At 66.5% G+C, this 25752-nt stretch carries 24 protein-coding genes and 1 pseudogene; 13 read left to right on the plus strand and 12 right to left on the minus strand.

Annotated elements, in window-relative coordinates:
- The first annotated feature begins 52 nt into the window (after positions 1-52).
- Complete coding sequence (locus OG734_RS23050) at positions 53-1495, plus strand: CCA tRNA nucleotidyltransferase (protein WP_330289409.1); 1443 nt, start codon at positions 53-55, stop codon at positions 1493-1495.
- A 105-nt stretch (positions 1496-1600) separates the two neighbouring features.
- Here the strand turns inward: OG734_RS23050 and OG734_RS47985 are convergent, their stop codons facing one another.
- Positions 1601-1966, minus strand: a complete 366-nt coding sequence (locus OG734_RS47985; protein ID WP_443065097.1) for an LppU/SCO3897 family protein — start codon at positions 1964-1966, stop codon at positions 1601-1603.
- On the opposite strand from OG734_RS47985, the gene OG734_RS23055 reads away from it, so the two are divergent.
- From OG734_RS23055 to OG734_RS23065, 3 genes and pseudogenes are all read left to right on the plus strand, one after another.
- Positions 1878-2243, plus strand: coding sequence for a hypothetical protein (locus OG734_RS23055; RefSeq protein ID WP_330289410.1), 366 nt, complete (start codon positions 1878-1880; stop codon positions 2241-2243). The two genes, OG734_RS47985 and OG734_RS23055, sit on opposite strands and share 89 nt — an antisense overlap.
- 219 nt (positions 2244-2462) lie before the next feature.
- Complete coding sequence (locus OG734_RS23060; protein WP_330289411.1) at positions 2463-3683, plus strand: hypothetical protein; 1221 nt, start codon at positions 2463-2465, stop codon at positions 3681-3683.
- Positions 3684-3881: 198 nt separating this feature from the next.
- Positions 3882-4594 (plus strand): annotated as a pseudogene (locus OG734_RS23065) (HARBI1 family protein); the annotation flags it as partial.
- Here the strand turns inward: OG734_RS23065 and OG734_RS23070 are convergent.
- The 4 genes from OG734_RS23070 to OG734_RS23085 form a co-directional block, all read right to left on the minus strand.
- Complete coding sequence (locus OG734_RS23070) at positions 4590-5039, minus strand: LppU/SCO3897 family protein (RefSeq protein ID WP_330289412.1); 450 nt, start codon at positions 5037-5039, stop codon at positions 4590-4592. The pseudogene OG734_RS23065 and the gene OG734_RS23070 sit on opposite strands and share 5 nt — an antisense overlap.
- A 115-nt stretch (positions 5040-5154) precedes the next feature.
- Entirely contained in the window at positions 5155-6417 is a 1263-nt protein-coding gene (locus OG734_RS23075; protein WP_330289413.1) for an MFS transporter, read from the minus strand.
- Between the two features lie 106 nt (positions 6418-6523).
- Positions 6524-7606: an inositol-3-phosphate synthase gene (locus OG734_RS23080; protein ID WP_330289414.1), complete on the minus strand. Its 1083-nt coding sequence runs from the start codon at positions 7604-7606 to the stop codon at positions 6524-6526.
- A gap of 42 nt (positions 7607-7648) precedes the next feature.
- Entirely contained in the window at positions 7649-8335 is a 687-nt protein-coding gene (locus OG734_RS23085) for a PadR family transcriptional regulator (protein WP_330289415.1), read from the minus strand.
- 384 nt (positions 8336-8719) lie between these two features.
- Here OG734_RS23085 and OG734_RS23090 point away from each other — a divergent pair, with 384 nt between their 5' ends.
- Positions 8720-11458 (plus strand): transglycosylase domain-containing protein, encoded by a 2739-nt coding sequence (locus OG734_RS23090; protein WP_330289416.1) that lies wholly within the window; start codon positions 8720-8722, stop codon positions 11456-11458.
- Between the two features lie 153 nt (positions 11459-11611).
- Complete coding sequence (locus OG734_RS23095) at positions 11612-13120, plus strand: glycosyltransferase family 87 protein (RefSeq protein ID WP_330289417.1); 1509 nt, start codon at positions 11612-11614, stop codon at positions 13118-13120.
- Between the two features lie 80 nt (positions 13121-13200).
- On the opposite strand, the gene OG734_RS23100 is transcribed toward OG734_RS23095, so the two are convergent.
- The 3 genes from OG734_RS23100 to OG734_RS23110 form a co-directional block, all read right to left on the minus strand.
- Positions 13201-14232 carry an alanine racemase gene (locus tag OG734_RS23100; RefSeq protein WP_319206202.1) on the minus strand — a complete coding sequence of 344 codons (1032 nt, stop codon included), beginning with the start codon at positions 14230-14232 and terminating at the stop codon, positions 13201-13203.
- Between the two features lie 66 nt (positions 14233-14298).
- On the minus strand, positions 14299-15420 hold the full coding sequence (gene femX / locus OG734_RS23105) for a peptidoglycan bridge formation glycyltransferase FemX (protein WP_330289418.1): 1122 nt from the start codon (positions 15418-15420) through the stop codon (positions 14299-14301).
- 151 nt (positions 15421-15571) lie between these two features.
- Positions 15572-15886, minus strand: a complete 315-nt coding sequence (locus OG734_RS23110) for a hypothetical protein (RefSeq protein WP_105970260.1) — start codon at positions 15884-15886, stop codon at positions 15572-15574.
- 264 nt (positions 15887-16150) lie between these two features.
- On the opposite strand from OG734_RS23110, the gene rpsF reads away from it, so the two are divergent.
- From rpsF to rplI, 4 genes are all read left to right on the plus strand, one after another.
- Complete coding sequence (gene rpsF, locus OG734_RS23115; RefSeq protein ID WP_146481131.1) at positions 16151-16441, plus strand: 30S ribosomal protein S6; 291 nt, start codon at positions 16151-16153, stop codon at positions 16439-16441.
- A gap of 80 nt (positions 16442-16521) precedes the next feature.
- A complete protein-coding gene (locus tag OG734_RS23120) occupies positions 16522-17142 on the plus strand; it encodes a single-stranded DNA-binding protein (RefSeq protein WP_330289419.1) in 621 nt (206 codons plus the stop codon).
- Positions 17143-17199: 57 nt separating this feature from the next.
- A complete protein-coding gene (gene rpsR / locus OG734_RS23125; protein ID WP_006381652.1) occupies positions 17200-17436 on the plus strand; it encodes a 30S ribosomal protein S18 in 237 nt (78 codons plus the stop codon).
- An 18-nt stretch (positions 17437-17454) separates the two neighbouring features.
- Positions 17455-17901, plus strand: coding sequence for a 50S ribosomal protein L9 (gene rplI, locus OG734_RS23130; RefSeq protein WP_330289420.1), 447 nt, complete (start codon positions 17455-17457; stop codon positions 17899-17901).
- A gap of 226 nt (positions 17902-18127) precedes the next feature.
- Here rplI and OG734_RS23135 read toward each other — a convergent pair whose 3' ends face one another.
- Positions 18128-19474, minus strand: coding sequence for an MATE family efflux transporter (locus OG734_RS23135; protein WP_330289421.1), 1347 nt, complete (start codon positions 19472-19474; stop codon positions 18128-18130).
- 450 nt (positions 19475-19924) lie between these two features.
- Between OG734_RS23135 and dnaB the strand changes: the two genes are divergently transcribed.
- Positions 19925-21400 carry a replicative DNA helicase gene (dnaB, locus tag OG734_RS23140; RefSeq protein ID WP_330289422.1) on the plus strand — a complete coding sequence of 492 codons (1476 nt, stop codon included), beginning with the start codon at positions 19925-19927 and terminating at the stop codon, positions 21398-21400.
- A gap of 65 nt (positions 21401-21465) precedes the next feature.
- Complete coding sequence (locus OG734_RS23145) at positions 21466-22851, plus strand: serine hydrolase domain-containing protein (RefSeq protein WP_330289423.1); 1386 nt, start codon at positions 21466-21468, stop codon at positions 22849-22851.
- 57 nt (positions 22852-22908) lie between these two features.
- Here the strand turns inward: OG734_RS23145 and OG734_RS23150 are convergent, their stop codons facing one another.
- The 3 genes from OG734_RS23150 to OG734_RS23160 form a co-directional block, all read right to left on the minus strand.
- On the minus strand, positions 22909-23361 hold the full coding sequence (locus OG734_RS23150) for a GNAT family N-acetyltransferase (protein WP_330289424.1): 453 nt from the start codon (positions 23359-23361) through the stop codon (positions 22909-22911).
- A gap of 9 nt (positions 23362-23370) precedes the next feature.
- Positions 23371-23829, minus strand: a complete 459-nt coding sequence (locus OG734_RS23155; protein WP_330289425.1) for a MarR family winged helix-turn-helix transcriptional regulator — start codon at positions 23827-23829, stop codon at positions 23371-23373.
- Between the two features lie 227 nt (positions 23830-24056).
- On the minus strand, positions 24057-24926 hold the full coding sequence (locus OG734_RS23160) for a GNAT family N-acetyltransferase (RefSeq protein ID WP_330289426.1): 870 nt from the start codon (positions 24924-24926) through the stop codon (positions 24057-24059).
- 162 nt (positions 24927-25088) lie between these two features.
- On the opposite strand from OG734_RS23160, the gene OG734_RS23165 reads away from it, so the two are divergent.
- Positions 25089-25721 carry an HAD family hydrolase gene (locus OG734_RS23165; protein ID WP_330289427.1) on the plus strand — a complete coding sequence of 211 codons (633 nt, stop codon included), beginning with the start codon at positions 25089-25091 and terminating at the stop codon, positions 25719-25721.
- Positions 25722-25752 lie beyond the last annotated feature (31 nt).

Below are 25752 nucleotides of genomic sequence, written 5' to 3' on the forward strand. Positions count from 1 at the left end.
GACGTTTTATGGAGGCGCGGGCCGTGGCCCCGGCCACGTACCCTTTTCTGTTGTGTCGAACGCCAACGAAGACAATGCCAGTGACCTGAGCCAGGCGCAGCACCACGCGGTGAGTGAGCTGCTGCGGGTGGCCCCGGTCGCCGACGACCTTGCCCGCCGTTTCCAGGAGGCCGGGTTCTCGCTCGCCCTGGTCGGCGGCTCCGTCCGGGATGCGCTACTGGGCAGGCTCGGCAATGATCTGGACTTCACGACCGACGCCCGACCCGACGACGTACTGAAGATCGTCCGGCCCTGGGCAGACGCCGTTTGGGAGGTCGGGATCGCCTTTGGGACGGTTGGGGCGCAAAAGGAGGGTTTCCAGATCGAGGTGACGACCTATCGGTCGGAGGCGTACGACCGGACCTCGCGCAAGCCCGAGGTGTCGTACGGCGACTCCATCGAGGAGGACCTCGTCCGGCGTGACTTCACGGTGAACGCGATGGCCGTGGCCCTTCCGGAGAAGGTGTTCATCGATCCGCACGGCGGACGTGAGGACCTGACGAGGCGGGTACTGCGTACGCCGGGCACGCCTGAGGAGTCCTTCTCGGACGACCCGCTGCGGATGATGCGGGCCGCGCGGTTCGCCGCCCAGCTCGACTTCGAGGTGGCACCCGAGGTCGTCACCGCCATGACCGACATGGCCGGGCGCATCGAGATCGTCTCGGCGGAGCGGGTACGGGACGAGCTGAACAAGCTGATCCTGTCCACGCACCCGCGCAAGGGCCTGACGCTGCTGGTGGACACCGGCCTCGCCGACCATGTCCTGCCCGAGCTGCCGGCCCTGCGTCTGGAGCGTGACGAGCACCATCGGCACAAGGACGTCTACGAGCACACGCTGATCGTCCTGGAGCAGGCGATCGAGCTGGAGCAGGACGGTCCCGACCTCGTTCTCCGGCTGGCCGCGCTGCTGCACGACATCGGCAAGCCGCGCACGCGCCGCTTCGAGGAGGACGGGCGGGTCTCGTTCCACCACCACGAAGTGGTCGGGGCGAAGATGACCAAGAAGCGGATGACGGCGCTCAAGTACTCCAACGAGCTGGTGAAGGACGTCTCACGACTGGTCGAACTCCACCTGCGCTTCCACGGGTACGGCACCGGAGAGTGGACTGACTCGGCCGTCCGCCGCTACGTCCGGGACGCGGGCCCTCTTCTCGACCGTCTCCACAAACTGACCCGCTCGGACTGCACCACGCGGAACAAGCGCAGGGCCACGGCGCTTTCGCGGGCGTACGACGGTCTGGAGGAACGCATCGGCCAGCTCCAGGAACAGGAGGAGCTGGACTCGATCCGTCCCGACCTCGACGGCAACCAGATCATGGAGATCCTGGGCGTCGGACCTGGTCCTGCGATCGGGCAGGCGTACAAGTTTCTGCTGGAACTGCGGCTGGAGAATGGGCCGATGGAGCAGGAGGCGGCGGTGGGGGCGCTCAAAGAGTGGTGGGCAGGGCAGGGCTGAGACGTGAAACGGTGCAATGTTTCACGTGAAACATCGCACGGGAACGCACAGAGGACGGTGTTTCACGTGAAACACCGCCCCTCGGCATAACAGCGTGGGTGTGCCTTACTTGGTTTCCTTCAAGCAGAGCACAACGTCATGGCCACTACCCGACTGGATGTAGTAGATGGTGGATTCCGTGACGGTCTTGCACTTGTTCTTGTCGCTGCTGTTATCGAGCTTCTCGACCGCCTCGAGGCGCTGCCACGCTCCTGAGCAGCCCTTGTCATGCCCGGCGGGGCCGGTTTGATGTGGATATGCATGCGACGGGGCCCTAGTGTTTGGATCACTGTGGCATCGCAGGTAACACCAGTGGTGCACCGCTTCATATAGCTGGGGAATCGTGATCAAGTCAAAGCTCGCTCGTGCAACGCTGGTCGTCGGTGCGTCCGCCGCCCTGGTGGTGGGGATGTCTTCCTCGGCGCAGGCCATCACCAACGAGACCGTCTACCTTCCGGATGACCGTGGTTACATGCACTTCCACGACGACGGCGATGTGTTCTCGGTCTGTGACACCAGAGCCGATGGATACGGCGTGAGCGGCAATCTGTTCAATGCCGACAACGCGGGCTTGTTCACCCTCAAGGACAATACCGACGACGGCTGCGCCAAGAAGGGATATGACGTCGGCATCCGCGCGGTCCGGATGCAGGTCTGGTGGGATGGCAACCTCTCGAAGTGGTACTACTCCGACTGGTTCCGCGAGTAAATTGCGGGTGCGTTAGCTCTCACCCCGTGTACTCGTCTTGCTGCTTGATCTGGTCGTGGGTTGAGAACTACTGCGGTGGGGCTGCTCCGGTGTTGCGGGAGCAGCCCCCTTCGTTGTTCGTAGGCACAGGGGGCTGTGCACGCGGTGGACTACTTCGCTGTCTTTCACACTTGCCGACCAGATCCCCGGCCCAATCGTCTTCCCCGTGGAGTTATGAGTATGACTTCCGACCCGCATGCCCGCACAGCGTTCAAGGTGTCCTCCTCGGTGGCGCGACCGGCCGCGGAATCTGCCGAACGGCCACAACCGCTGTTGCGCCGTCGCAAGCCTCGACGCCTCGCGCTGGCTGCCGTCGTCGCGGCGATCGTAGTCGCGGGGCTCGCGGTGTCGCTCGCCCGGCGCGGCGGCGGTGATGCGCAGGAGGGGCCTGCGGGCGTGACCGATGTCACGAGCGTGGCGGCGCACCCGAATCAGTCGCCTCCTCGAGAGCTGATCGCTGCGGGGAGAAGTGCTGTGTCGGCGTACTACACGATCAAGCTCGTGAGGCTGCTGAACGGGAACGCGATCGGCACCTATGAGTGGTGGTTGCTCAACACGGCCACCGAGCGGTACGAGAAGGCCGACTGGGCCTGGCTGGACGTGGCCCCCGAGATGCAGACCGCGGCGGTGCTTGAGCGGGATCTGCCCGTCGACCGGATCGGGCTGCTGAACCTGGCCACGGGCAAGGTTCAGCGCTGGATCAAGGTCGACAGGAGCGTCGGCAGTGTGCAGTTCTCACCGGACGGCAAACGCCTGCTGGCGACGGCGTACCGCCTCAACCCGGACGGTCTGTTCAAGGACGCGTCCTACAGTCTGAACGGCAAGAGCGTGCCGGGGCCGAAGCAGAGCCGCACCGGCTTCTACGTGATCGATGTCGCCTCCGGCAAAGCGGACTTCGCCGAGAGCCCGACCAAGAAGAATAGGGAGGGGATCCCAGGCGGCGGGCGTCAGGACTTCCAGTGGAGCCGTGACGGGAAGCTGGTGTGGGAACCCGGCAACAATGAAACGGGCAAGATCTACTATGGCGTGACTGGCAAGAGGATGCCTGCCCCGGATCCGGAGACGCGTCTGCCCTACCCGGAGTCGGTCCTGTCTCCCGACGGAAACCTGGTGACTGGCGCCTTCGTTGGGAAGGGCGACGAGATCGTCTCCGAGATAAGGAATGCGAAGACCGGCAAGCGGGCTGCGGTGATCCCCGGCCAGCAGCTGCTCGCGTGGGCCGACAACCGTCACCTCATCGCCTGGCGGTGCGCTCCCGAACGCTGCAGCCCCGGCGAAGGTGAGTTCCGCAACCAGCTGCTCCTGGTCGGTTTGGACGGCAAGGTCACTCCGCTTTCCGGCTTCCGGACGGCGAATCTGCACGACGAGGGCCGCTGGTTCCCGGTACTCACCCGGCGCTGACCGGGGTGCGGCCGCGACCGGCGCGACCAAGTGTTGCCACGCCGCAGGGGGGTCGTACTGAGTCTTTCCGGTAAGCGTCCGTCGCTCGCTGTGATCGCGAAGGTGACGCTGCGGCCCGTGCGGTCCCCAAGTCCGGGCAGGCGTAAGGCCCCTGGTAAGAACGATCTTGCGACGGATTGTTCTACCGAGGGGCCTCACGTGTCGATCAGTGTCACATACACCGCCGTGCTCGATGTGAAGCGATCCACCGCCGAGCACCTGGCCCGGCTTCTGCGCGATCACCGCATCGTGGCCGGAAGGGCAGACGTGTGCTGGGCTGCTTTCCGCAGGCGGTGTCCATCCTGCGCTGAATCCTCGACGGCACCCGGCTTTCCCGACTTGCCTGCGACAACGGCCTGTCGGCCTCCACCGCCTACCGCTGTCTCCACGAGGGGCTGACCGTCCTGGCGGCCGGGGCACCGGACCTCGCGACGGCGCTGGAGCGGGCGAAGGCGGCCGGGCTGACACATCTGAACCTCGACGGGACCGTCATCCGCACCGACCGCGTCGCCGCCCCCGGCCCCAACGGCGCAGACCTCTGGTGGTCCGGAAAACACAAGCACCATGGCGGGAACGTGCAGGTCCTCGCCACCCCGGACAACTGGCCGATCTGGGTCTCACCAGTCCGCCCAGGCCGAGAGCACGACACCACCTGCGCCCGCCACCACGGGCTGGTCGACGCCCTCGACCGGATCGCCGCCGAACTGGACAGACCGACCCTGGTCGACCTCGGCTAGGGGAACGCCGGCGACGGCTTCCGCCACCCGTACAAGAAGCCCGCCGGAAGCGAACTGACCGAGGCCCAGCAGACCTACAACAAGGTCATCCGCGGCATCCATGGCGCTTGCGAGCGCGCCAACTCCCTGCTCAGGCTTCCTTGAGGCAGAGCACGACGTCGTGGTTGCCGCCCTGCTGGATGTAGGCGATCGTCGACTCCGTGACGGCCTCGCACTTGTTGGAGTCGCTGGTGTTGTCGAACTTCTCGACGACCTTGTACTGGGCGTCGCTGGAGGTGCAGTCGACTTCGTTGAGGTCGGCGTTCGTGTCCGTACCGTCGTTGTGCATGCAGGCGCCCACGGACGTCGTCTCGGCGTCACTCTGACCGAAGTACCACTTGCCGCCGGCGATGGCTATCGCGACGACGATGAACACGCCTATGCGCAGCAGCTTCTTGCTGAAGCGGTTGGTCGGCGCGGGCGGCGGGACCGGAGCTCCCTGGAACGGGGCACCCTGGTGCGGCGGGTACGGCTGCTGAGGCGCCGTCGGCTCGACGGGCACAGGGGCGTTCGGGTTCTGGTCCTGCGGCGGAGTGGTCACTCGGGGGTCCCCCTTGGGTATGGGTGCGCTTAGTGCGAAGTAAGACGCACGTAAATTACCGGGACCCACTGACAACTCTGTACCTCAGCGGCTCTCTGTGGCCTTCATGTGACACTTACCGGCGTTCAAAGCGGGCCATAGCCACTGCAATTGCCCCGTAGATAACGGCGATTGTGACCAACAGGGGCACCGAGCGGCCGTCGGAAGGCAGCATCAGGGCCGCCACCGCTGCCGCGCTGACGAAGGCGACGTTGAACAGCACGTCGTACACCGAGAAGATCCGACCGCGGAAGCCGTCGTCGACGGAGGACTGGACGATCGTGTCTGTGGCGATCTTCGAGCCCTGTGTGACGAGGCCAAGGACGAACGCAGCGATCAGCATGGGCACCTCGGTGAACGCCAGGCCGAGCCCGGGTACCAGGACCGCCGCCGCTCCGGCGCACACCACGATCCAGCCGCCGGGACCGAGCCGTCCAGCCGCCGCCGGCGTGATCACGGCCGCGACGAAGAAACCCGCCCCGGAGACGCCCACAGCGAGGCCCAGCATGGCCAGCCCGTCGTCGGAGCCGTCCGACCAGGCGTACCGGCAGAGCATCAGCACCATGACCGTCAGGGCGCCGTAGCAGAACCGCATCAGCGTCATCGCGGCCAACGACCAGGCAGCTTCCCGGCGCGCCGGCTCGGCCAGGTGCCGTACGCCTGCCGCCAGGCCGCGAGCGGTGCCGGTGAGCGCAGCCCCCAGCCGGGGCTGCACCAACTCAGGGTCGGGGCCGAGCAGTTCCGGGTCGAGGCGGAGTGAGGCGAGGGACGCGCATAGGTACAGGGCCGCGCCCAGGAGGACCACTGCGGCGTCGGAGTCGGAGGCCGCCAGTCGTACGACGAAGGCGAGTCCGCCGCCCGCTGTGGCGGCGAGCGTGCCGGCTGTCGGGGAGAGCGAGTTGGCGATCACCAGGCGGTCGTCGTCGACCACACGTGGCAGGGACGCTGAGAGCCCGGACAGGACGAAGCGGTTGACGGCGGTGACGCAGAGGGCGGAGACGTAGAAGAGCCAGTCGGGGACGTGGCTCAGAATCAGGACGGCCGTCACGCATGCCAGCAGGGCGCGCAGCAGGTTGCCGTACAGGAAAACCTGTCGACGTCGCCAGCGGTCCAGCAGGACGCCCGCGAAAGGGCCGACCAGGGAGTAAGGCAGCAACAGGACCGCCATCGCGGAAGCGATCGCGGTCGGCGAGGTCTGCTTCTCCGGTGAGAAGACGACGTACGCGGCGAGTGCGACCTGAAATACGCCGTCGGCGCCCTGAGAGAGCAGCCGTACGGCGAGCAGGCGCCGGAAGTTCCTCAGGCGCAGGAGAACCCGCAGGTCACGCGCGACAGCCATGGGGCACAGCTTCACATACGAGGAGAGTCCCCGGGCGGATGACCCGGGGACCCTCGACGGGCAGGAGCGACAAGCCTGTTGGGGCTTGACCGGCGCTGGACTCCTCTCAGCGCTCGACTTCGCCCTTGATGAACTTCTCGACGTTCTCCCGTGCCTCGTCGTCGAAGTACTGGACCGGCGGGGACTTCATGAAGTAGCTCGACGCGGACAGGATCGGACCTCCGATGCCGCGGTCCTTGGCGATCTTCGCGGCGCGCACGGCGTCGATGATGACACCGGCGGAGTTCGGGGAGTCCCAGACCTCCAGCTTGTACTCCAGGTTCAGCGGGACGTCGCCGAACGCGCGGCCCTCAAGGCGGACGTACGCCCACTTGCGGTCGTCGAGCCAGGCCACGTAGTCGGACGGGCCGATGTGGACGTTGTCGGCGCCCAGCTCGCGGTCGCGGATCTGGGAGGTGACGGCCTGCGTCTTGGAGATCTTCTTGGACTCCAGGCGCTCGCGCTCGAGCATGTTCTTGAAGTCCATGTTGCCGCCGACGTTCAGCTGCATCGTGCGGTCCAGGACCACGCCCCGGTCCTCGAACAGCTTCGCCATGACGCGGTGCGTGATCGTGGCGCCGACCTGGGACTTGATGTCGTCGCCGACGATCGGGACGCCTGCCTCGGTGAACTTGTCCGCCCACTCCTTGGTGCCGGCGATGAAGACCGGGAGGGCGTTGACGAAGGCGACCTTGGCGTCGATGGCGCACTGGGCGTAGAACTTCGCCGCGGCCTCGGAACCGACGGGGAGGTAGCAGACGAGGACGTCGACCTGCTTGTCCTTGAGGATCTGGACGATGTCGACCGGGTCCTGGTCGGACTCCTCAATGGTCTCGCGGTAATACTTGCCGAGCCCGTCGAGGGTGTGGCCACGCTGGACCTGCACACCCGTGGAGGGGACGTCGCAGATCTTGATGGTGTTGTTCTCGGAGGCGCCGATGGCGTCCGCGAGGTCGAGACCGACCTTCTTCGCGTCGACGTCGAACGCGGCGACGAACTCCACGTCACGGACGTGGTACTCCCCGAACTGCACGTGCATGAGGCCCGGGACCCTGGCCGCCGGATCGGCGTCCTTGTAGTACTCGACTCCCTGTACCAGCGACGCGGCGCAGTTGCCCACGCCGACGACGGCTACGCGAATGGAACCCATTCGGTTGCTCCCTGTGTGTACGAGTGGGGACCTGAGCGGCCCTCACGTGGCGGTGTCGTCGGACGGACCGGTCCGGGAGTCGTCCTCCCGGGACCGGGGCAGGCCGCCCGGCGCTCCAGATGTGGTGTCCTGCGAGGCGGGTTCCCCGGAAACGGCACCTTTGAGGTCCCGCCCGGCCCGCTCGCTCTCGATGAGCTCGTTCAGCCAGCGCACTTCGCGCTCCACGGACTCCATTCCGTGGCGCTGGAGCTCAAGGGTGTAGTCGTCGAGGCGCTCCCGCGTACGTGCCAAAGAAGTGCGCATTTTGTCCAGACGCTCCTCCAGCCGGCCGCGGCGACCCTCGAGCACGCGCATGCGTACATCGCGGGACGTTTGTCCGAAGAAGGCGAAACGAGCGGCGAAGTGCTCGTCCTCGTACGCGTCCGGGCCCGTCTGTGAGAGCAGTTCCTCGAAGTGCTCCTTACCTTCCGCCGTCAACCGATAGACGATCTTGGCGCGGCGCCCTGTGAGCGGAGCGGCGAGCGCGTCCTCCGACGCACCCCCGGACTCCTCGATCAACCAGCCGCTCGCGACCAGCGTCTTGAGGCAGGGATACAGCGTGCCGTAGCTGAAGGCGCGGAACACACCCAGTGACGTATTGAGTCGTTTGCGCAGCTCATAGCCGTGCATCGGAGACTCGCGGAGCAGGCCGAGGACGGCGAACTCGAGGATCCCGGAACGCCGGCTCATCGTCGCCTCCTTTCTCCCACGGTCCGACCGTGACGGTCTCCGGCACTGTTTATGCCGGGCTGATGTATCGACTCGATACATCTAGACGATAGAACGGCCCTGCAGCTGCGACAAGAGGGGAGGTCGTGAACGGGATCACATCACCGATTCGCAGGAGGCAAGTTGCCTGATTTGGGGTGAACTTCGGGGCTAGACAGGTTTTGACGGTGCGTAGTCTGTGGGCCATGCAGTCCACCGGGAACCGAGTGACGTTTGGGGACGTCGTCGTGCTCGATGCGGTACGGATGAATGCGAACACGGCCGCATCCGTACCTTGGGGGGACCGGAAACCAGCCGCCGTTTCCAGGCGCGCACGGGTGCGCCTGCCCAAGGAGTAATCGTTCGATGAGCGAGCACCGTCGCAAACCGCCGCAGCCGCAGGGAGGCGGACGTGCCGCGGCCCGACGCGGCCAGTCCGGCTCGTCCTCCGGTCGCCGCGCGGCACCGCGAGGCGCAACCGAGTCTCCTTCCGACTCCTACGGATCGGGTTCCTACGGGTTGGGTCCCTACGGAGCGGAAGGTGAAGAGCGCCAGTCCGGAGGTCGCGCCGACGCCCGGCGCGCTGCCCAGAGAAGTACTGGCGGACGTCGCAGAGAGACCGAGGGCGGCGCACGCCGCGGCGGTCCCAGCGGCCCGAACGGGCGCGGCAGAGGCCGTGCAGCCGGCCCCCCGCCCAAGAAGCGCTTCATCGACTACCCGCGCGCGGGCAAGTACGGAGCGGCACGCTGGATGCCGTCGTGGCGGCAGGTGACGGGACTGTTCATCGGCTTCGTCGGCAGCCTGGTGGCGGTGGCCGGCATCGGCTACGCCCTGGTGGGCGTGCCGGATGTCGCGAAGGCCGCCAATGCTCAGAACAACGTCTACTACTGGGCCGACGGCAGCCCGATGGTCGCGACCGGTGGGGAGACGAACCGCCAGATCATCGGCTACGAGCAGATTCCCCCGGCGATGCGGTACGCCGTGATGTCGGCCGAGAACAAGACGTTCGAGACCGACAGTGGTGTCGACCCGATGGGCATCGCCCGGGCCCTGTTCAACATGGCCAAGGGCGGTCAGACGCAGGGTGGTTCGACGATCACCCAGCAGTACGTGAAGAACGCCCGCCTGGACGACCAGTCGCAGACGCTCACGCGGAAGTTCAAGGAGCTGTTCATCTCCATCAAGGTCGGCACCAATGTCGACAAGAGGGAGATCATGGCCGGCTACCTGAACACGGCCTACTTCGGCCGTGACTCCTACGGTATGCAGGCAGCCTCCCGCGCGTACTTCAACAAGGACGCCAAGGACCTGGACGCCAGCGAGTGCGCCTTCCTGGCCGCGGTGCTGAAGGGCGCCACGTACTACGACCCGGCCGGCAACGTGGCTGTCGACCCCGTGAACGCCAAGCCTGAGGCCAACACCAGGCGGGCCGTGGAGCGGTGGAGGTGGATCCTCGACGAGGAGGTCAAGGACGGGCGCATGACCGCGGCCGAGCGCGCCCAGTACAAGACCTTCCCGAAGACTCAGAACCCGCGTTCCAACACCGCGCTGAGCGGCCAGGTCGGCTATCTCGTCGACCTCGCCAAGGGCTACCTCATCAACAACACCGACAAGACCGGGATCACCGCGGACCAACTGCAGCAGGGCGGCTACTCGATCCACACGACCTTCGACAAGAAGAAGGTCCAGGCGCTGGAGAAGGCGGTCACGAAGGTCGAGAAGGCGAACATCAAGCCCAACGAGCGCCCGAAGACCGACAGGTACGTCCAGTTCGGCGGAGCCTCCGTCGAACCGGCGACGGGCGCGATCAAGGCCATCTACGGCGGTGAGGACGCGACCAAGCACTTCACCAACAACGCCGACACGACGGGCGCCCAGGTGGGTTCGACGTTCAAGGCGTACGTACTCGCCGCAGCGATGAAGTGGGGTGTCCGGGATCCGGATCTGGGGCCGACGCAGGCACAGGACGAGCGGACCCAGGTCTCCCCGGAAAGCATCTACAGCGGCAAGAACAAACTGAAGATCAAGAACTACGACAACACGGTCTGGAAGGACAAGGACGACAAGGAGTGGCTGCAGCGCAACGACGGCGACGAGTCGTACAACGCGCCCAGCTTCCGGATCGATCTGCGTGAGGCGATGCGGGTCTCCTCCAACTCCGCCTACGTTCAGCTCGGCATGGACGTCGGCCTGGACAAGGTCAGGGAGTCCGCCACCGACGCGGGCATCCTCGACAGCAGCCTCGCGAGCGCTGACTTCCCCTCGTTCTCGATCGGTACTTCCAGCCCGAGTGCGATCCGTATGGCCGGCGGCTACGCGACCTTCGCGGCCAGTGGCAAGCAGAACACCCCGTACTCGGTCGAGTCGGTCACCAACAGGGACGGCGTGGTCTTCGAGCACGAGAAGATCGCCAAAGCCAAGCAGGTCTTCACCGCGCAGGTCGCCGACAACGTCACCGACGTTCTCAAGACCGTGGTCGACGACGGAACGGGTACGGCGGCCCAGCTGCCCGGCCGCGAGGTGGCCGGAAAGACCGGTACCACCGACGGCAACAAGTCGGCCTGGTTCGTCGGCTACACCCCGCAGCTGTCCACCGCGATCAGCATGTTCCGGATGGACGACGACGAGACCAAGAAGAACCGCGAGTTCCTGGAGATGTACGGCACGGGCGGCCAGGAGAAGATCCACGGCGCTTCGTTCCCGGCGGAGATCTGGCACGACTACATGGAGCAGGCGCTCAAGGGCACGCAGCCGAAGGACTTCCCGACTCCCGAGCCCTACGGCGAGGTTGTCGACGAGGACCCGCTGCCGAGTCCGACCCCGTCTGTCACCGAGAGCGAGGAAGCGACGCCGACGCCGACTCCGACGCCGACGCGCAGCGAGGTTGAGATCGAGCCATCGCCATCGCCCTCACCGAGTGAGTCCTGCGGCCCCTTCCAAGTCAACTGCCAAGACACCGGGGGAACCGAGACGGGCGGCGCGGACGAAGGCACTACCGATGGTGGAGTGACATCCAGTCCAACACCCACAGAGAGCGACGGAGAAAGCAACGGCAACGCGAACGGCAACGGCGGTGGCAACGACAGCGGAGGCATCTTCGGCTGATCGTGCGGCTGGCCGGAGCAGCGCCCGGCACGGGTGTTTCACGTGAAACACCGATCCGTTTCACACTGTTTCACGTGAAACATGGGGCCGTCGTACCGACCAGGTACGGCGGCCCTCGGCGTGTTCCTAAGTGCGTACGGCAGGATGTGGCCCATGCCCAGTGCAGAGACGACGCAAGCGAGCGTGCGCGAGCCGGAGCCGGTACGGCCGACCAAGGACGACGAGATCGCCGTGGCCGGCAGTGAGCTGATCGGCGGCCCTATCGGACGGCGTGCCCTGCTGGGGACGTCCTGGTGGACTCCGGTACGGGTGGTCGCGCTCGTGGCGATCGGCATGTTCGCCCTCGGCCTGGTCCAGAAGGCGCCCTGCTACAACGGCGGCTGGTTCTTCGGAGCCAGCTCGCAGTACACGCACGCCTGCTACTCCGACATTCCGCACCTCTATCAGGGCCGCGGATTCGCCGACGGACTCGTGCCGTACTTCGACAAGATCTCCGGCGACATGGAGTACCTCGAGTACCCGGTGCTGACCGGCGTGTTCATGGAGGTGGCCGCCTGGCTCACGCCCGGCAGCGGCACCATCCAGCACCAGGAGCAGTGGTACTGGTTCGTCAACGCCGGAATGCTGATGGTGTGCGCGGCGATCATCGTCGTATGCGTGTCGCGCACGCATGCGCGGCGCCCATGGGACGGTCTCCTGGTCGCTCTGGCGCCCGCCTTCGTGCTTACCGCCACCATCAACTGGGACCTGCTGGCGGTCGCTCTGACGGCCGCGGCGATGCTGATGTGGTCTCGTGGCCGATCACTCGCCTTCGGCGTCCTGCTGGGGCTCGCCACGGCCGCCAAGCTCTATCCCTTCCTGCTGCTGGGACCCCTGCTCCTGCTGTGCTGGCGCGCGGGCAAGTGGCGGCCGTTCGGGAAGGCGCTCGGAGGAGCAGTCGTCGCCTGGTTCGCGGTGAACCTTCCGGTGATGTACTTCGCCTTCGACGGCTGGTCGAAGTTCTACACGTTCAGCCAGGAACGGGGCGTCGACTTCGGCTCCTTCTGGCTGGTCCTCGCCCAGCACTCGGACGATCCGTTCACCACAAAGACCGTCAACACCTTTGCGATGCTGCTGATGCTGGTCTCGGCCGCGGGCATCGCGGCACTCACACTGACCGCCCCGCGCCGGCCGCGCTTCGCCCAGCTCGCCTTTCTGATCGTCGCGGCGTTCATCATCACCAACAAGGTCTACTCACCCCAGTACGTCCTATGGCTGGTTCCCCTCGCCGTCCTGGCCCGCCCGAAATGGCGGGACTTCCTGATCTGGCAGGCGTGCGAAGTCGCGTACTTCCTGGGGATCTGGATGTACCTCGCCTACACGACCAGCGGTGACGCCCACAAGGGCCTGCCCACCGAGGGATATCAGTTCGCCATCGCCGCCCATCTGGTGGGCACGCTGTACCTGTGCGCCGTGGTCGTCCGGGACATCCTCATGCCGGAGCGGGACGTGGTGCGCCGGGCCGGCGGAGACGACCCGTCCGGGGGCGTGCTCGACGGTGCACAGGACGTCTTCGTACTCGGCCCTGCGGCCCATCCGCCGCGGCACGCCGCGCACTTCGACGGGCCGCAGGTGGAGTGGGGCAGCCAGCCGGTGCGGGAGGACGACGAGCGTTCGCTCTGAGCGAACGCGGCGTGAAGGGTTATGCGAAAGGCCGTACACGGAGCCCGTGTACGGCCTTTCGCGCAACCTCAGCTACGTGGTCAGCGGTCGACGATCCGGTCGAATTGCGTGGTGGTGTGCCGCAGATGGGCCACCAACTCCTCGCCGACCTTCGGCTCCGGGGCGTCCGAGGGCACGAAGAGGATCGAGACCTGCATGTGCGGCGGCTCGGCGAACCAGCGCTGCTTGCCGCCCCAGACGAACGGGGCGAGATTCCGGTTGACCGTGGCGAGGCCGGCGCGGGCGACGCCCTTGGCGCGCGGCATGACGCCGTGGAGGGCCTTGGGGGCCTCCAGGCCCACCCCGTGCGACGTACCGCCCGCCACGACCACCAGATAGCCGTCCGAGGCCGCTTTCTGCTGCCGGTAGCCGAAGCGGTCGCCCTTGGCCACGTGTGTGACGTCCAGGACCGCGCCGCGGTACTCCGTGGCCTCGTGGTCCCCCAGCCACAGCCGCGTGCCGATACGGGCGCGGAAGCGGGTCTGTGGGAACTGCTGCTGCAGCCGTGCGAGGTCCTCGGCCTTGAGGTGGCTGACGAACATGGTGTGCAGGGGCAGCCGGGCCGCGCGCAGCCGGTCCATCCAGCCGATGACCTCCTCCACGGCGTCCGAGCCGTCGGTACGGTCCAGTGGCAGGTGAATCGCGAAGCCTTCGAGCCGCACGTCCTCTATCGCGGCGTGCAGCTGGGGCAGTTCCTGCTCGGTCACACCGTGACGCTTCATGGAGGACATGACCTCGATGACGACACGGGCGCCGACGAGACCGTGCACCCCGTCCACCGATGACACCGAGCGGATGACGCGATCGGGCAGCGGCACAGGCTCCTCGCCCCGTCTGAAGGGCGTCAGCACCAGCAGGTCACCACCGAACCAGTCCTTGGTCCGCGCGGCCTCGTACGTCGTGCCGACGGCCAGAATGTCCGAGCCCAGCCGAGTGGCCTCTTCCGCCAACCTCTCGTGCCCGAAGCCGTAGCCATTGCCCTTGCAGACCGGGACGAGCCCCGGGAACTGCTCGGACACGTGCTTGTGGTGCGCACGCCAGCGCGCGGTGTCGACGTAGAGCGTGAGCGCCATGGCCGGGACCTGGAACCTTTCTCGTAGCTGTGGTGCATCAAGGGTATGAACGGAAATTCCGGTACATCAGCGGCGCGACATGTAGATGTCGAGTGCCTTGTGGAGCAGCTTGTTGAGCGGGAAGTCCCACTCACCGAGGTACTCGGCAGCTTGCCCACCCGTGCCGACCTTGAACTGGATCAGGCCGAAGAGGTGATCCGTCTCGTCCAGCGAGTCGGAGATGCCGCGCAGGTCGTAGACCGTGGCGCCCAGCGCATAGGCGTCGCGCAGCATCCGCCACTGCATGGCGTTCGAGGGGCGGACCTCACGCCCGATGTTGTCCGAGGCGCCGTAGGAGTACCAGACGTGGCCGCCGACGATCAGCATCGTCGCGGCCGAAAGGTTCACCCCGTTGTGACGGGCGAAGTAGAGCCGCATGCGGTTGGGGTCCTCGGTGTTGAGGGCCGTCCACATGCGCTGGAAGTACGACAGCGGGCGGGGCCGGAAGTGGTCGCGCACCGCTGTGATCTCGTACAGCCGCTGCCATTCCTCCAGGTCGTGGTAGCCGCCCTGGACGACCTCGACGCCGGCCTTCTCGGCCTTCTTGATGTTGCGGCGCCACAGCTGGTTGAAGTTCTTGAGGACTTCTTCCAGCGAGCGGTTGGCGAGCGGCACCTGGTAGACGTAGCGAGGCTGTACGTCGCCGAAGCCGGCCCCGCCGTCCTCGCCCTGCTGCCAGCCCATACGACGCAGTTTGTCGGCGACCTCGAAGGCGCGCGGCTCGATGAAGTCGGCCTCGATGTCGCGCAGCCGCTTCACGTCCGGGCTCTGGATGCCTGCCTTGATGGACGTGGCCTCCCAGCGCCGGATGATCACCGGTGGGCCCATCTTCACGGAGAAGGCGCCCTGCTGCTTGAGGTGCGCCAGCATCGGCTGGATCCAGTCGTCGAGATTCGGCGCGAACCAGTTGATGACCGGGCCCTCGGGCAGATATGCGAGATACCGCTTGATCTTGGGCAACTGGCGGTACAGCACGAGGCCCGCGCCGACCATGTCGCCCGTCCGGTCGTCGAACCACCCGAGGTTCTCGGAGCGCCACTCCGCCTTGACATCTGCCCAGGCCGGAACCTGCATGTGGCTCGCCGACGGCAGGCTCTGGATGTACGCCAGATGCTGCTCTCGGCTGATCGTCCTCAGGGTCAGGCTCATTCGGGGCGCTCCTCGGGCTGGTGTGTCCCCATGGGTACAGGGGCTCCGGCTCTCGCGCCGAAGCCTACTGCGCCCTGCGAGCGCCTCGTCTGGCCGTATGGCACCTGTGCCCCGGCCCTGTGTCGGCCGAGGCACCAGGGGGTGGTCCGCGTCAGCCGATCACGCCGCCGAAGAGGCCGCCGTGCGCCATGCCCAGGAAGAAGCCGACCGCTGCGGCGCCGAGGCCCAGGATCAGTCCGAAGCGTTCGCGGGTCGTCTCCGAGACGAACTGTCCGTACGCGCCTGTGAGGATCCCCACCAGGCCGGTCCAGGAGCTGAGCAGATGCAGGCTGTGGAACATCGCCGTGACGAAGGCCGTTACTCCGAGCACCAGTGTCACAGCGAGCAGGCTGTCCTGGAGCGGATGGGGCTTGCCGTCGGTGGCGAAGAGAGAACCGGCGGTGTTGGGTCGCAATGCCTGTGCCATGTGGCACCTCCTGCGGAAGGCGGCGCATCGTAGCGCCATACACACCCGATGTGTACAGATTGACGCTCAACGGGGCCTGATTACAACCCGAAGCCGCTGTGCGGGTAGTCTGTACCGTCTGCACCGGTGTCTGCCCAGGCCATGGCAAGGAATCCCCTCGGGAACCTCCGATTGTCAGTGGCCGCCGATACCGTTGCGTACGCATAACAACCCTCCTGCCACGGAACGACCGTGGCCGCTGAGTCCAAAGGAGGTGGGTTCCACATGCGTCACTACGAAGTGATGGTCATCCTCGACCCCGAGCTGGAGGAGCGCGCTGTCGCCCCTCTGATCGAGAACTTCCTCTCCGTCGTCCGTGAGGGCAACGGGAAGGTCGAGAAGGTCGACACCTGGGGCCGTCGTCGTCTCTCGTACGAGATCAAGAAGAAGCCCGAGGGCATCTACTCGGTCATCGACCTGCAGGCCGAGCCTGCGGTCGTCAAGGAGCTCGACCGCCAGATGAACCTGAACGAGTCGGTCCTCCGGACCAAGGTCCTCCGCCCCGAGACCCACTGAGCTTCCCGCTCAGCTGATCTCGGGATTTCGAGTAGCAGCACCAAAAGCAGCCAGCAGCAAACCCGCCGAGAGGTTCCCCTATGGCAGGCGAGACCGTCATCACGGTCGTCGGCAATCTTGTCGACGACCCCGAGCTGCGCTTCACCCCCTCCGGTGCGGCGGTCGCGAAGTTCCGTGTCGCGTCCACCCCGCGCACTTTCGACCGTCAGACGAATGAGTGGAAGGACGGCGAAAGCCTGTTCCTGACCTGCTCGGTCTGGCGTCAGGCGGCGGAGAACGTCGCGGAGTCGCTCCAGCGAGGCATGCGCGTCATCGTGCAGGGCCGGCTGAAGCAGCGGTCCTACGAGGACCGTGAGGGCGTCAAGCGCACGGTCTATGAGCTGGACGTCGAGGAAGTCGGCGCCAGCCTGCGCAGTGCCACGGCAAAGGTCACCAAGACCGCCGGCGGCGCTCGCGGTGGCCAGGGCGGTTACGGCGGCGGTAGCGGTGGCGGTGGCGGCCAGCAGGGCGGCGGCTGGGGTGGAAACTCCGGCGGCGCTCCGCAGGGCGGCGGCGCTCCGGCCGACGACCCCTGGGCGACCGGCGCTCCCGCCGGTGGCAACCAGGGCGGCGGTAGCGGTGGCGGTGGTGGCGGCTGGGGTGGAAACTCCGGCGGCGCCGGCGGCTCCGGTGGCGGCTACTCGGACGAGCCCCCCTTCTAGGCCTTTGGGCCGAGGGTGGGCCGTACCCACACTTCTTGATCACACAGGAGAAACACCATGGCGAAGCCGCCTGTGCGCAAGCCTAAGAAGAAGGTCTGCGCTTTCTGCAAGGACAAGGTCCAGTACGTGGACTACAAGGACACGAACATGCTGCGGAAGTTCATTTCCGACCGCGGCAAGATCCGTGCCCGCCGCGTGACCGGCAACTGCACGCAGCACCAGCGTGACGTCGCCACGGCTGTCAAGAACAGCCGTGAGATGGCGCTGCTGCCCTACACGTCCACCGCGCGATAAGGGAAGGGTGACCGACTAATGAAGATCATCCTTACCCACGAGGTCTCCGGCCTCGGTACCGCGGGCGACGTCGTCGACGTCAAGGACGGCTACGCTCGCAACTACCTGATCCCGCGGAACTTCGCGATCCGTTGGACCAAGGGTGGCGAGAAGGACGTCGAGCAGATTCGTCGCGCTCGCAAGATCCACGAGATCCAGACCATCGAGCAGGCCAACGACATCAAGGCCCGCCTCGAAGGCGTCAAGGTCCGTCTGGCCGTCCGCTCCGGCGACGCCGGTCGTCTCTTCGGTTCCGTCACCCCGGCCGACATCGCCACGGCGATCAAGGCTTCCGGTGGCCCCGACGTCGACAAGCGCCGCATCGAGCTGGGCTCGCCGATCAAGACGCTCGGCGCCCACGAGACGTCCGTGCGTCTGCACCCCGAGGTTGCCGCCAAGGTCAACATCGAGGTCGTCGCTGCCTAAGCGCCGCGCTCGCTGAAGCAGTTCCAGGGCCGCATCCTCCGGGGTGCGGCCCTTCTGCGTGAGTTGGTCCGTGGGGCGAGGGACGCAGCGCGGACGTGGTGCCCTGGTTTCGTGGGAGCCGAGCGGGCCGATGTTTCACGTGAAACGGCAGGTATCTGGTCGATGTTTCACGTGAAACAGAGGGAGGCGGAGCGAGTAGAGCGCACCCTCGGGGCTCCCAGCGCATTCAGCGAACGGCACCCGTGACCAGCCAGCGGCCCGAACGGGCTCGCAGCCACAGCGTCAGCATGCGGACGATCATCATGAGTGTCATCGCTCCCCAGAGGGCGGTGAGGCCGCCGCCGAGGGCTGGCACCAGCAGGGCCACCGGTGCGAAGGCGGCCAGCGTGATCAGCATTGCCCAGGCCAGATACGGGCCGTCACCTGCGCCCATCAGTACGCCGTCGAGGACGAAGACAATCCCGCAGATCGGTTGGGACAACGCGACCACGAACAGTGCCGACAATGCGGTGTCCTTGACCGTGGAGTCGCTGGTGAACAGAGGCAGGAACAGCGGACGGCTGACGATCACCAGCACGCCCAACACGATTCCGGTGGCGATGCCCCACTCGACCATGCGGCGGCAGGCATCTCGGGCACCTTGGATGTCGCTCGCGCCGAGGTAACGCCCGATGATGGCCTGCCCTGCGATGGCGATCGCGTCTAGGGCGAAGGCGAGCAGGCTCCACAAGGACAGGATGATCTGGTGTGCGGCGACCTCCGCGTCCCCGAGCTGTGCGGCGACGGCCGTGGCGATCACCAGGATCGCGCGCAGGGAGAGCGTACGTACAAGAAGCGGCGCACCCGCCTGGGCGGAGGCCCGTACTCCCGCGATGTCGGGGCGTAGCGAGGCGCCGTGCAGGCGCGCGCCGCGGACGACGACCGTGAGATAGGCCGCGGCCATGCCCCACTGGGCGATGACAGTGCCCCAGGCGGAACCCGCGATGCCGAGGTCCGCGCCGTAGACGAGGCCCGCGTTCAGGGCGGCGTTGGCGACGAAGCCCGCGATGGCGACGTACAGAGGGGTTCTGGTGTCCTGGAGGCCGCGCAGAACGCCGGTGGAGGCGAGGACGACGAGCATGGCCGGGATGCCGAGCGCCGAGATCCGCAGATAGGTGGCCGCGTATGGAGCCGCGGTGTCTGAGGCGCCCAAGAGGTCCACGAGTGCGGGTGCCGAGGGCAGGACGACGGCAATGACTGCAGCGCCGAGCAGGAGGGCGAGCCAGATGCCGTCCACACCCTGACGGATGGCGGCTTGGAGATCGCCTGCGCCGACGCGTCGGGCGACGGCGGCCGTGGTGGCGTACGCGAGGAAGACGAAGACGCTGACGGCTGTGGTCAGCAGGACGGAGGCGATGCCGAGTCCGGCCAGTTGAGCTGTACCCAGGTGGCCGATGATCGCGCTGTCGACCATGACGAAGAGGGGCTCGGCGACGAGTGCGCCGAAGGCAGGAACAGCCAGTGCGACGATCTCTCGATCGTGTCGGCGCCGGGTCGTCCTGGGTTCAGCGGGAGCCTGTGTCATGACCACCAATCTAATCTTCCACAGGTAAGAGATGCAATGCGCTAGTGACCATTACTTCTCGACTTGAGGTGCGCGCTGCCGTGTGCCGCTGCTGGAGATCTTGGCCCGATGGGGAAAGTTTTTCTTCTGCACAGCCGGTGGATGGGATAACTGCTGGTCAGCGGTGGTGCATGGGAAGTCGCGAAAGCTTGTTCACAGGGCTGTCCACCGGGTCGTGCACAGGTTTTGCCGAGTTCTCCACAGCATCCGGGTCGTCGTCCACATGGCCTGTGGATAACCAGATTGGCTGACGGTGCAGACAGGCCTACGGTGGTCCGACGCCCACTCCTTTCTACGGCCTCGGAAACGTCACAAAGCCGACGCGCCAGAACCGGAGTTGGGCCTCTTATTTGTCAGTGCCGTGCCGTAGAAAAGAGGGGCACGGCGAGGTCCGCTCCGCGGACGGGAGGAGGTGGCTCGGTGAGTATTTCCGAGCCCTTGGACGATCCATGGGCCGACAGCGGTCCCAGTGATCGTCTGCCCCCCTCCCGGCAGCGTCGCGAAGGGGGCCGGGGTCGCGACGAACAGCACGACCGCGGTCGCGAAACCGGTGCGTGGGAAAGCGAGAGCACGTCTTTCGAGCGGGTACCGCCGCAGGACCTCGACGCCGAGCAGTCCGTCCTCGGCGGCATGCTCCTTTCCAAGGACGCGATCGCCGACGTCGTCGAGGTACTCAAGGGCCATGACTTCTACCGGCCCGCTCACGAGATCATCTACCAGGCGATCCTCGATCTCTATGCGAAGGGTGAGCCGGCCGACCCCATCACGGTGGCGGCCGAGCTCACCAGACGGGGCGAGATCACCAAGGTCGGCGGCGGGCCTTATCTGCACGCGCTGGTACAGACGGTGCCGACGGCGGCGAACGCCGAGTACTACGCGGAGATCGTGCACGAGCGGGCGGTCCTGCGGCGTCTGGTCGAGGCCGGAACCCGCATCACCCAGATGGGATACGCGGCCGACGGCGACGTCGACGAGATCGTCAACAGCGCCCAGGCGGAGATCTACGCGGTCACCGAGCAGCGCACCACGGAGGACTATCTACCGCTCGGCGACATCATGGAGGGTGCGCTCGACGAGATCGAGGCGATCGGATCACGTTCGGGGGAGATGACCGGTGTGCCGACCGGGTTCACCGACCTCGACCAGCTCACCAACGGTCTGCACCCTGGCCAGATGATCATCATCGCGGCGCGCCCCGCCATGGGTAAGTCGACACTGGCGCTGGACTTTGCTCGTGCCTGCTCCATCAAGCACAACATGCCCAGCGTGATCTTCTCCCTCGAAATGGGCCGTAACGAGATCGCCATGCGTCTGCTGTCGGCCGAGGCACGCGTGGCCCTTCACCACATGCGCTCCGGCACGATGACCGACGAGGACTGGACTCGGCTCGCCCGCCGTATGCCGGACGTCTCAGCCGCACCGCTGTACATCGACGACTCCCCGAACCTGTCGATGATGGAGATCCGTGCCAAGTGCCGTCGACTCAAGCAGCGCGCGGACCTGAAGCTCGTGGTCATCGACTACCTCCAGCTGATGCAGTCAGGCGGCAAGCGTTCCGAGAGCCGCCAGCAGGAGGTCTCCGACATGTCGCGAAACCTGAAGCTCCTGGCCAAGGAGCTGGAACTGCCGGTGATCGCGCTGTCGCAGCTGAACCGTGGCCCTGAGCAGCGTACGGACAAGAAACCCATGGTCTCCGACCTGCGAGAGTCCGGCTCGATCGAGCAGGACGCGGACATGGTGATCCTGCTGCACCGTGAGGACGCATACGAGAAGGAGTCACCGCGCGCGGGCGAGGCGGACATCATCGTCGGCAAGCACCGAAACGGCCCGACAGCGACGATCACGGTCGCCTTCCAGGGGCACTATTCGCGGTTCGTGGACATGGCCCAGACGTAGAGCGGTGACCACGGCGGAGGGGAAACCCGCTCGACGCGGCGCCGCCCGCCCGCTGAACTTGCCCCATGACAACACCTCAGGACGAACTCCTTCCCGGCACGCGGCGGGCGTTGCTGCATCGGATCGCTGTTGCCCAGAGTGAAGGGCGGGCGCCGTCGTTGGTCGCGGCGGTGGTGAGGAACGGGGAGACAGTGTGGACAGGGGCGCGGAGCTCGGTGGACGGGCATGCGCCGGATGCGAACGTGCAGTACCGGATCGGTTCGATCACCAAGACCTTCACCGCTGTACTTGTGATGCGGCTGCGCGACGAGGGGCTACTTGATCTCGTCGATCCGCTGGAGAAACACCTGCCGGGTACCGGTGCGGGGGAGGCCACCATTGCCGAACTGCTCGCGCACACCGGTGGGTTGGCGGCCGAGTCGCCCGCGCCTTGGTGGGAGCGGACACCTGGATCACTCCGACCGGAGCTGGCCGATGTACTCGGGGAGCGGCCGTTGCTGCATCCCGTTGGTCGACGTCACCACTATTCGAACCCTGGCTACAGCATCCTCGGTGCGCTGATCGAGGAGTTGCGTGGCGCTCCGTGGGAGGACGTGCTGCGGCGTGAGGTGCTCGAACCCCTGGGGCTGCAACGGACCAGCGGACAGCCGCAGGCACCGCACGCGGGTGGCTGGGCGGTGCATCCCTGGGCCGATGTGCTGCTGCCGGAGCCGACCGAGGACCTCGGTCGGATGGCACCGGCCGGTCAACTCTGGTCCACCGCAGGAGACCTGGCGCGCTTCGCTGCCTTCCTCGCCCAGGGGGACGACCGGGTGCTGAGCGCTGCGTCCGTCGTGGAGATGCGTACGCCGGCTGCTCCGGCCGAACTGGAGGACGTGGCCGCCGGCTCGGCGTACGGCCTCGGTATGCAGATCCAGTACCGGGACGGCCGACTGCTGGTGGGGCACGGCGGGTCGCTGCCCGGCTTCCTGGCGAGCCTCACCATCGGTGTGGCGGACGACCTCGCGGCAGTCGTCCTGGCCAATTGCACCTCTGGCCCGCTGGTGTCCGCGGTCGCCGCCGACCTGGTAAAGATCGTCGCAGGGGCCGAGCCTAGGATTCCCGAGCCGTGGCGCCCGTTGCCCGAAGTCGATAGATCTGTACTGGAGTTGGCGGGCCAGTGGTACTGGGGGACCGCCCCCTACGCCCTGCGGTTGTCGGTCGATGGCGGCGTCTCGCTGGGGCCATTGGCCGGCGTCGGCCGCCGCTCGCGCTTCAGGGCGAACGGTGACGGCACCTGGACGGGCCTCGACGGATACTTCGCCGGAGAGCTTCTGCGGGCCGTACGGCGGCCGAACGGAGCCGTGGACCACCTGGACCTAGGGTCGTTTGTTTTCGTGCGTCAGCCGTACGACGAGGGGGCGTCTGTGCCAGGCGGGGTGGATCCGGAAGGGTGGCGCGGGATCAGGTAGGTGCCGGCCGCGACAATGCGTCATGTTTCACGTGAAACATGACGCATTTACGAGTGCTCAGAGCTGGAGTTTGAAGCCGACGTGCGAAGGACTGAAACCGAGCCGTTCATAGAAGCGGTGGGCGTCCGTACGGGAGGCGTCCGAGGTCAGCTGGACCAACTGGCAGTTCTCCCGGCGTGACGTGGCAATGGCCCACTCGATGAGCTGAGTGCCCAGGCCGCTGCCGCGTTCGGTGGCGTGGACACGCACGCCCTCGATGATCGACCGGGTCGCGCCCTTGCGGGACAGCCCGGGAACCATCGTGAGTTGGAGCGTGCCGACCACGCGGCCCTCGCGGACCGCGACGACCAAGTGCTGATTCGGGTCGGCGGTCAGACGATCCAGCGCGCCCAGGTATGGGGTCAAGTCGTCCGGTGATTCGCGCTGCGCGCCCAGCGGGTCGTCAGCGAGCATGCCGACGATCGCGGGAACATCCTCTGTTGTCGCGGGGCGTATCTCAAGATCTCCCATGATCGCAGCCTATGCGGGCAGGTTCACCGACTCCACGGCCCGGACCAGCGGAGCCAGTTCCGGGTCCTTGGCCGCTTCGTCGAGGGCCTCGCGGAGGGCGGTGTCATTGGTGGGGCGTGCCTCGTCGAGCAGCTTGAGCCCTGCCTCGCAGACGTTTGTGTAGATCCCTCGGCGGTCGGTGGGGCACAGATAGCGCGCGAGCAGCCCGCGGTCCTCAAGTCTGGTGACCAGCCGTGTCGTGGCGCTCTGGCTGAGGACGACCGCGTCGGCGACCTCCTTCATCTGCAGATGGCCGCCCAGGCCGTCGTGCTGTCGGCTGAGGACATCCAGCAGCGAGTACTCCCGCACGCTCAGCCCGTGCTTGCTCTGCAGGGAGCGCTCGATGCGACTCTCGATCCTCCCGTGCAACAAGGAAAGGGCGCACCAGCTCTGGGACAGGGCAGTGCGTGTGGGGACCATCGCCGGCATTGGCTGTCTCCTCTGTCCTGGAGCGGCTGACTTCAGGATAGGTCACAGGCGCGATAGTCGGCTGGCACGCATAGCAAGCGCATGCAATTACTGGCGAGCGGTGCCGCACACGAACATCGGTTGCCGTCAACCTCGGCAACGCCCTCTACGGCTCGCCTTCCTGTCGGCGGTCAGGGCAGCCAGTGCGCCCTCCGGACGCCGATGTGGATGTCCCTCGCCGCAATCCTTCAGCCCGCGGCCACGGTCAGAGGCGCGAACCGCCGTGTCCAGTCACCTGGCAGCTCGGTAATCCCATACGTCATCACGGTGTTGAAGCTCAGCGGCGCCAGCCCGCGTTCCTTTACCCAGGCCAGCAGTTCCTCGTGCCGCACGTCGATGTCCGTACGCAGCGGACGGTCGCTGTGGGCGGCGAGTGATGCGAGGAGTGCCTTCGCTGTCTCCGTGTCACGAGCAATCAGCGGACCGACGACATGGGTGTCCATATTGGGCCAGGCCGCCGCGTAGCCGATGATCCGGCCGTTCTCCTCGGCGACGCGCAACTGGTCGGCGAAGGCGGGCAGCCGGGTGAGGATGTGTGTGCGGTCGGTGCCGAACACCTCCTCGTCGAGCCGGATGATGCCGACGAGGTCCTCGGCCGTGGCCGCGCGGGTGCCGACCTTGGGCTCCGGCCCGTGTGGTGTGAAGCGTCCGCGCACCATCTCGGCCTTGCCGGTGACCTTGAAGCCAAGTTCTTCGTAGAGCGGGCGGCCGTTCGGGGTCGCGTGCAGTGTCAGGGGCGTGGTGCCCATCGCGGTGATGATGTGCTGCATCAGCCGCCGTCCGACGCCCTGGCGGGCATGCCGCTCGGCGACCAGCACCATGCCGATGGCTGCCAACTCGGGGTTTCCGTACGGTCCGTACTCGGTGACGATGCATGCGGTGATGAGCCCGCCGCCGGGGTCGTCGATGCCGTAGCCCTTCCCGGCAGTGAGCAGGAGACCCCACTTGTGTTCCTCGCGGGGCCAACCCCGGTCCTCGGACAAGTCGGCGCAGGCGGTGAGATCACGATGCGTCAGACGACGGATGGGCAGATCGACAGGGGAAGAAGGAGTCGGCACGCAGGTCAGGCTGTCCGACCGACGCCCCCGGCGTCCACCTGTTTGCGGTCGAACGCACGCTCTTTTGGCCATGTCGTGCCGGTCCGTACAGCGTGTGGACAGATGTTTCACGTGAAACGCTGAGCATCGGTCATCGGGCGACAGGCCCTAGCCTCGGCACACATGACGCGATTGCATCTCTTCGACCTCGACGGAACGCTGCTGCATGGCTCTGCTGCCCCCGTCGAGATATCCCGGCAACTGGGGCTCGACCGCGAAATAGTCGAGTTGGAACGGGCCTTCGTGACGCGCCGTGTCGAGCCTGCGGAGTACGCCCGGCAGGTGCACCTCCTCTGGGCAGAGCTGACCGTTGCCCATGTAGACGCGGCCTTCGCGGAAGCGCCCTGGCTGCGGCGGATCAGGGAGACCTGGGCTGAGATCAGGGCTCGAGGGGAGTACTGCGCCGTAGTCTCCCTGTCGCCCTCGTTCTTCGTCGAACGGCTGAGGGGGTGGGGCGCTCATGCGGCGTATGGCTCTCGCTTCCCCGCGGTGCCCTTCACGGAGCCACTGGATCCCACCGGAATCCTGACGCCCACGGCCAAGGTGGAGATTGCGGAGCGGCTCTGCGGACAGTTCGGGCTGACCCGGGCTGACTGTGTCGCGTACGGCGATTCGCTCTCTGACGCAGAACTCTTCGGGGCCGTACCGGTCTCTGTCGCGGTCAACGCCGACCAGCATCTGGCGGGCCTCGCTACGCACACCTACTCGGGGCAGGATTTGTGGGATGCCTATGAATTGGTGTGCGGCGCCAGGTAATTGAGGGAACCGATGGTTCGCCCTTTGCTCT

The organism is Streptomyces sp. NBC_00576, assembly GCF_036345175.1.
GTDB lineage: Bacteria > Actinomycetota > Actinomycetes > Streptomycetales > Streptomycetaceae > Streptomyces.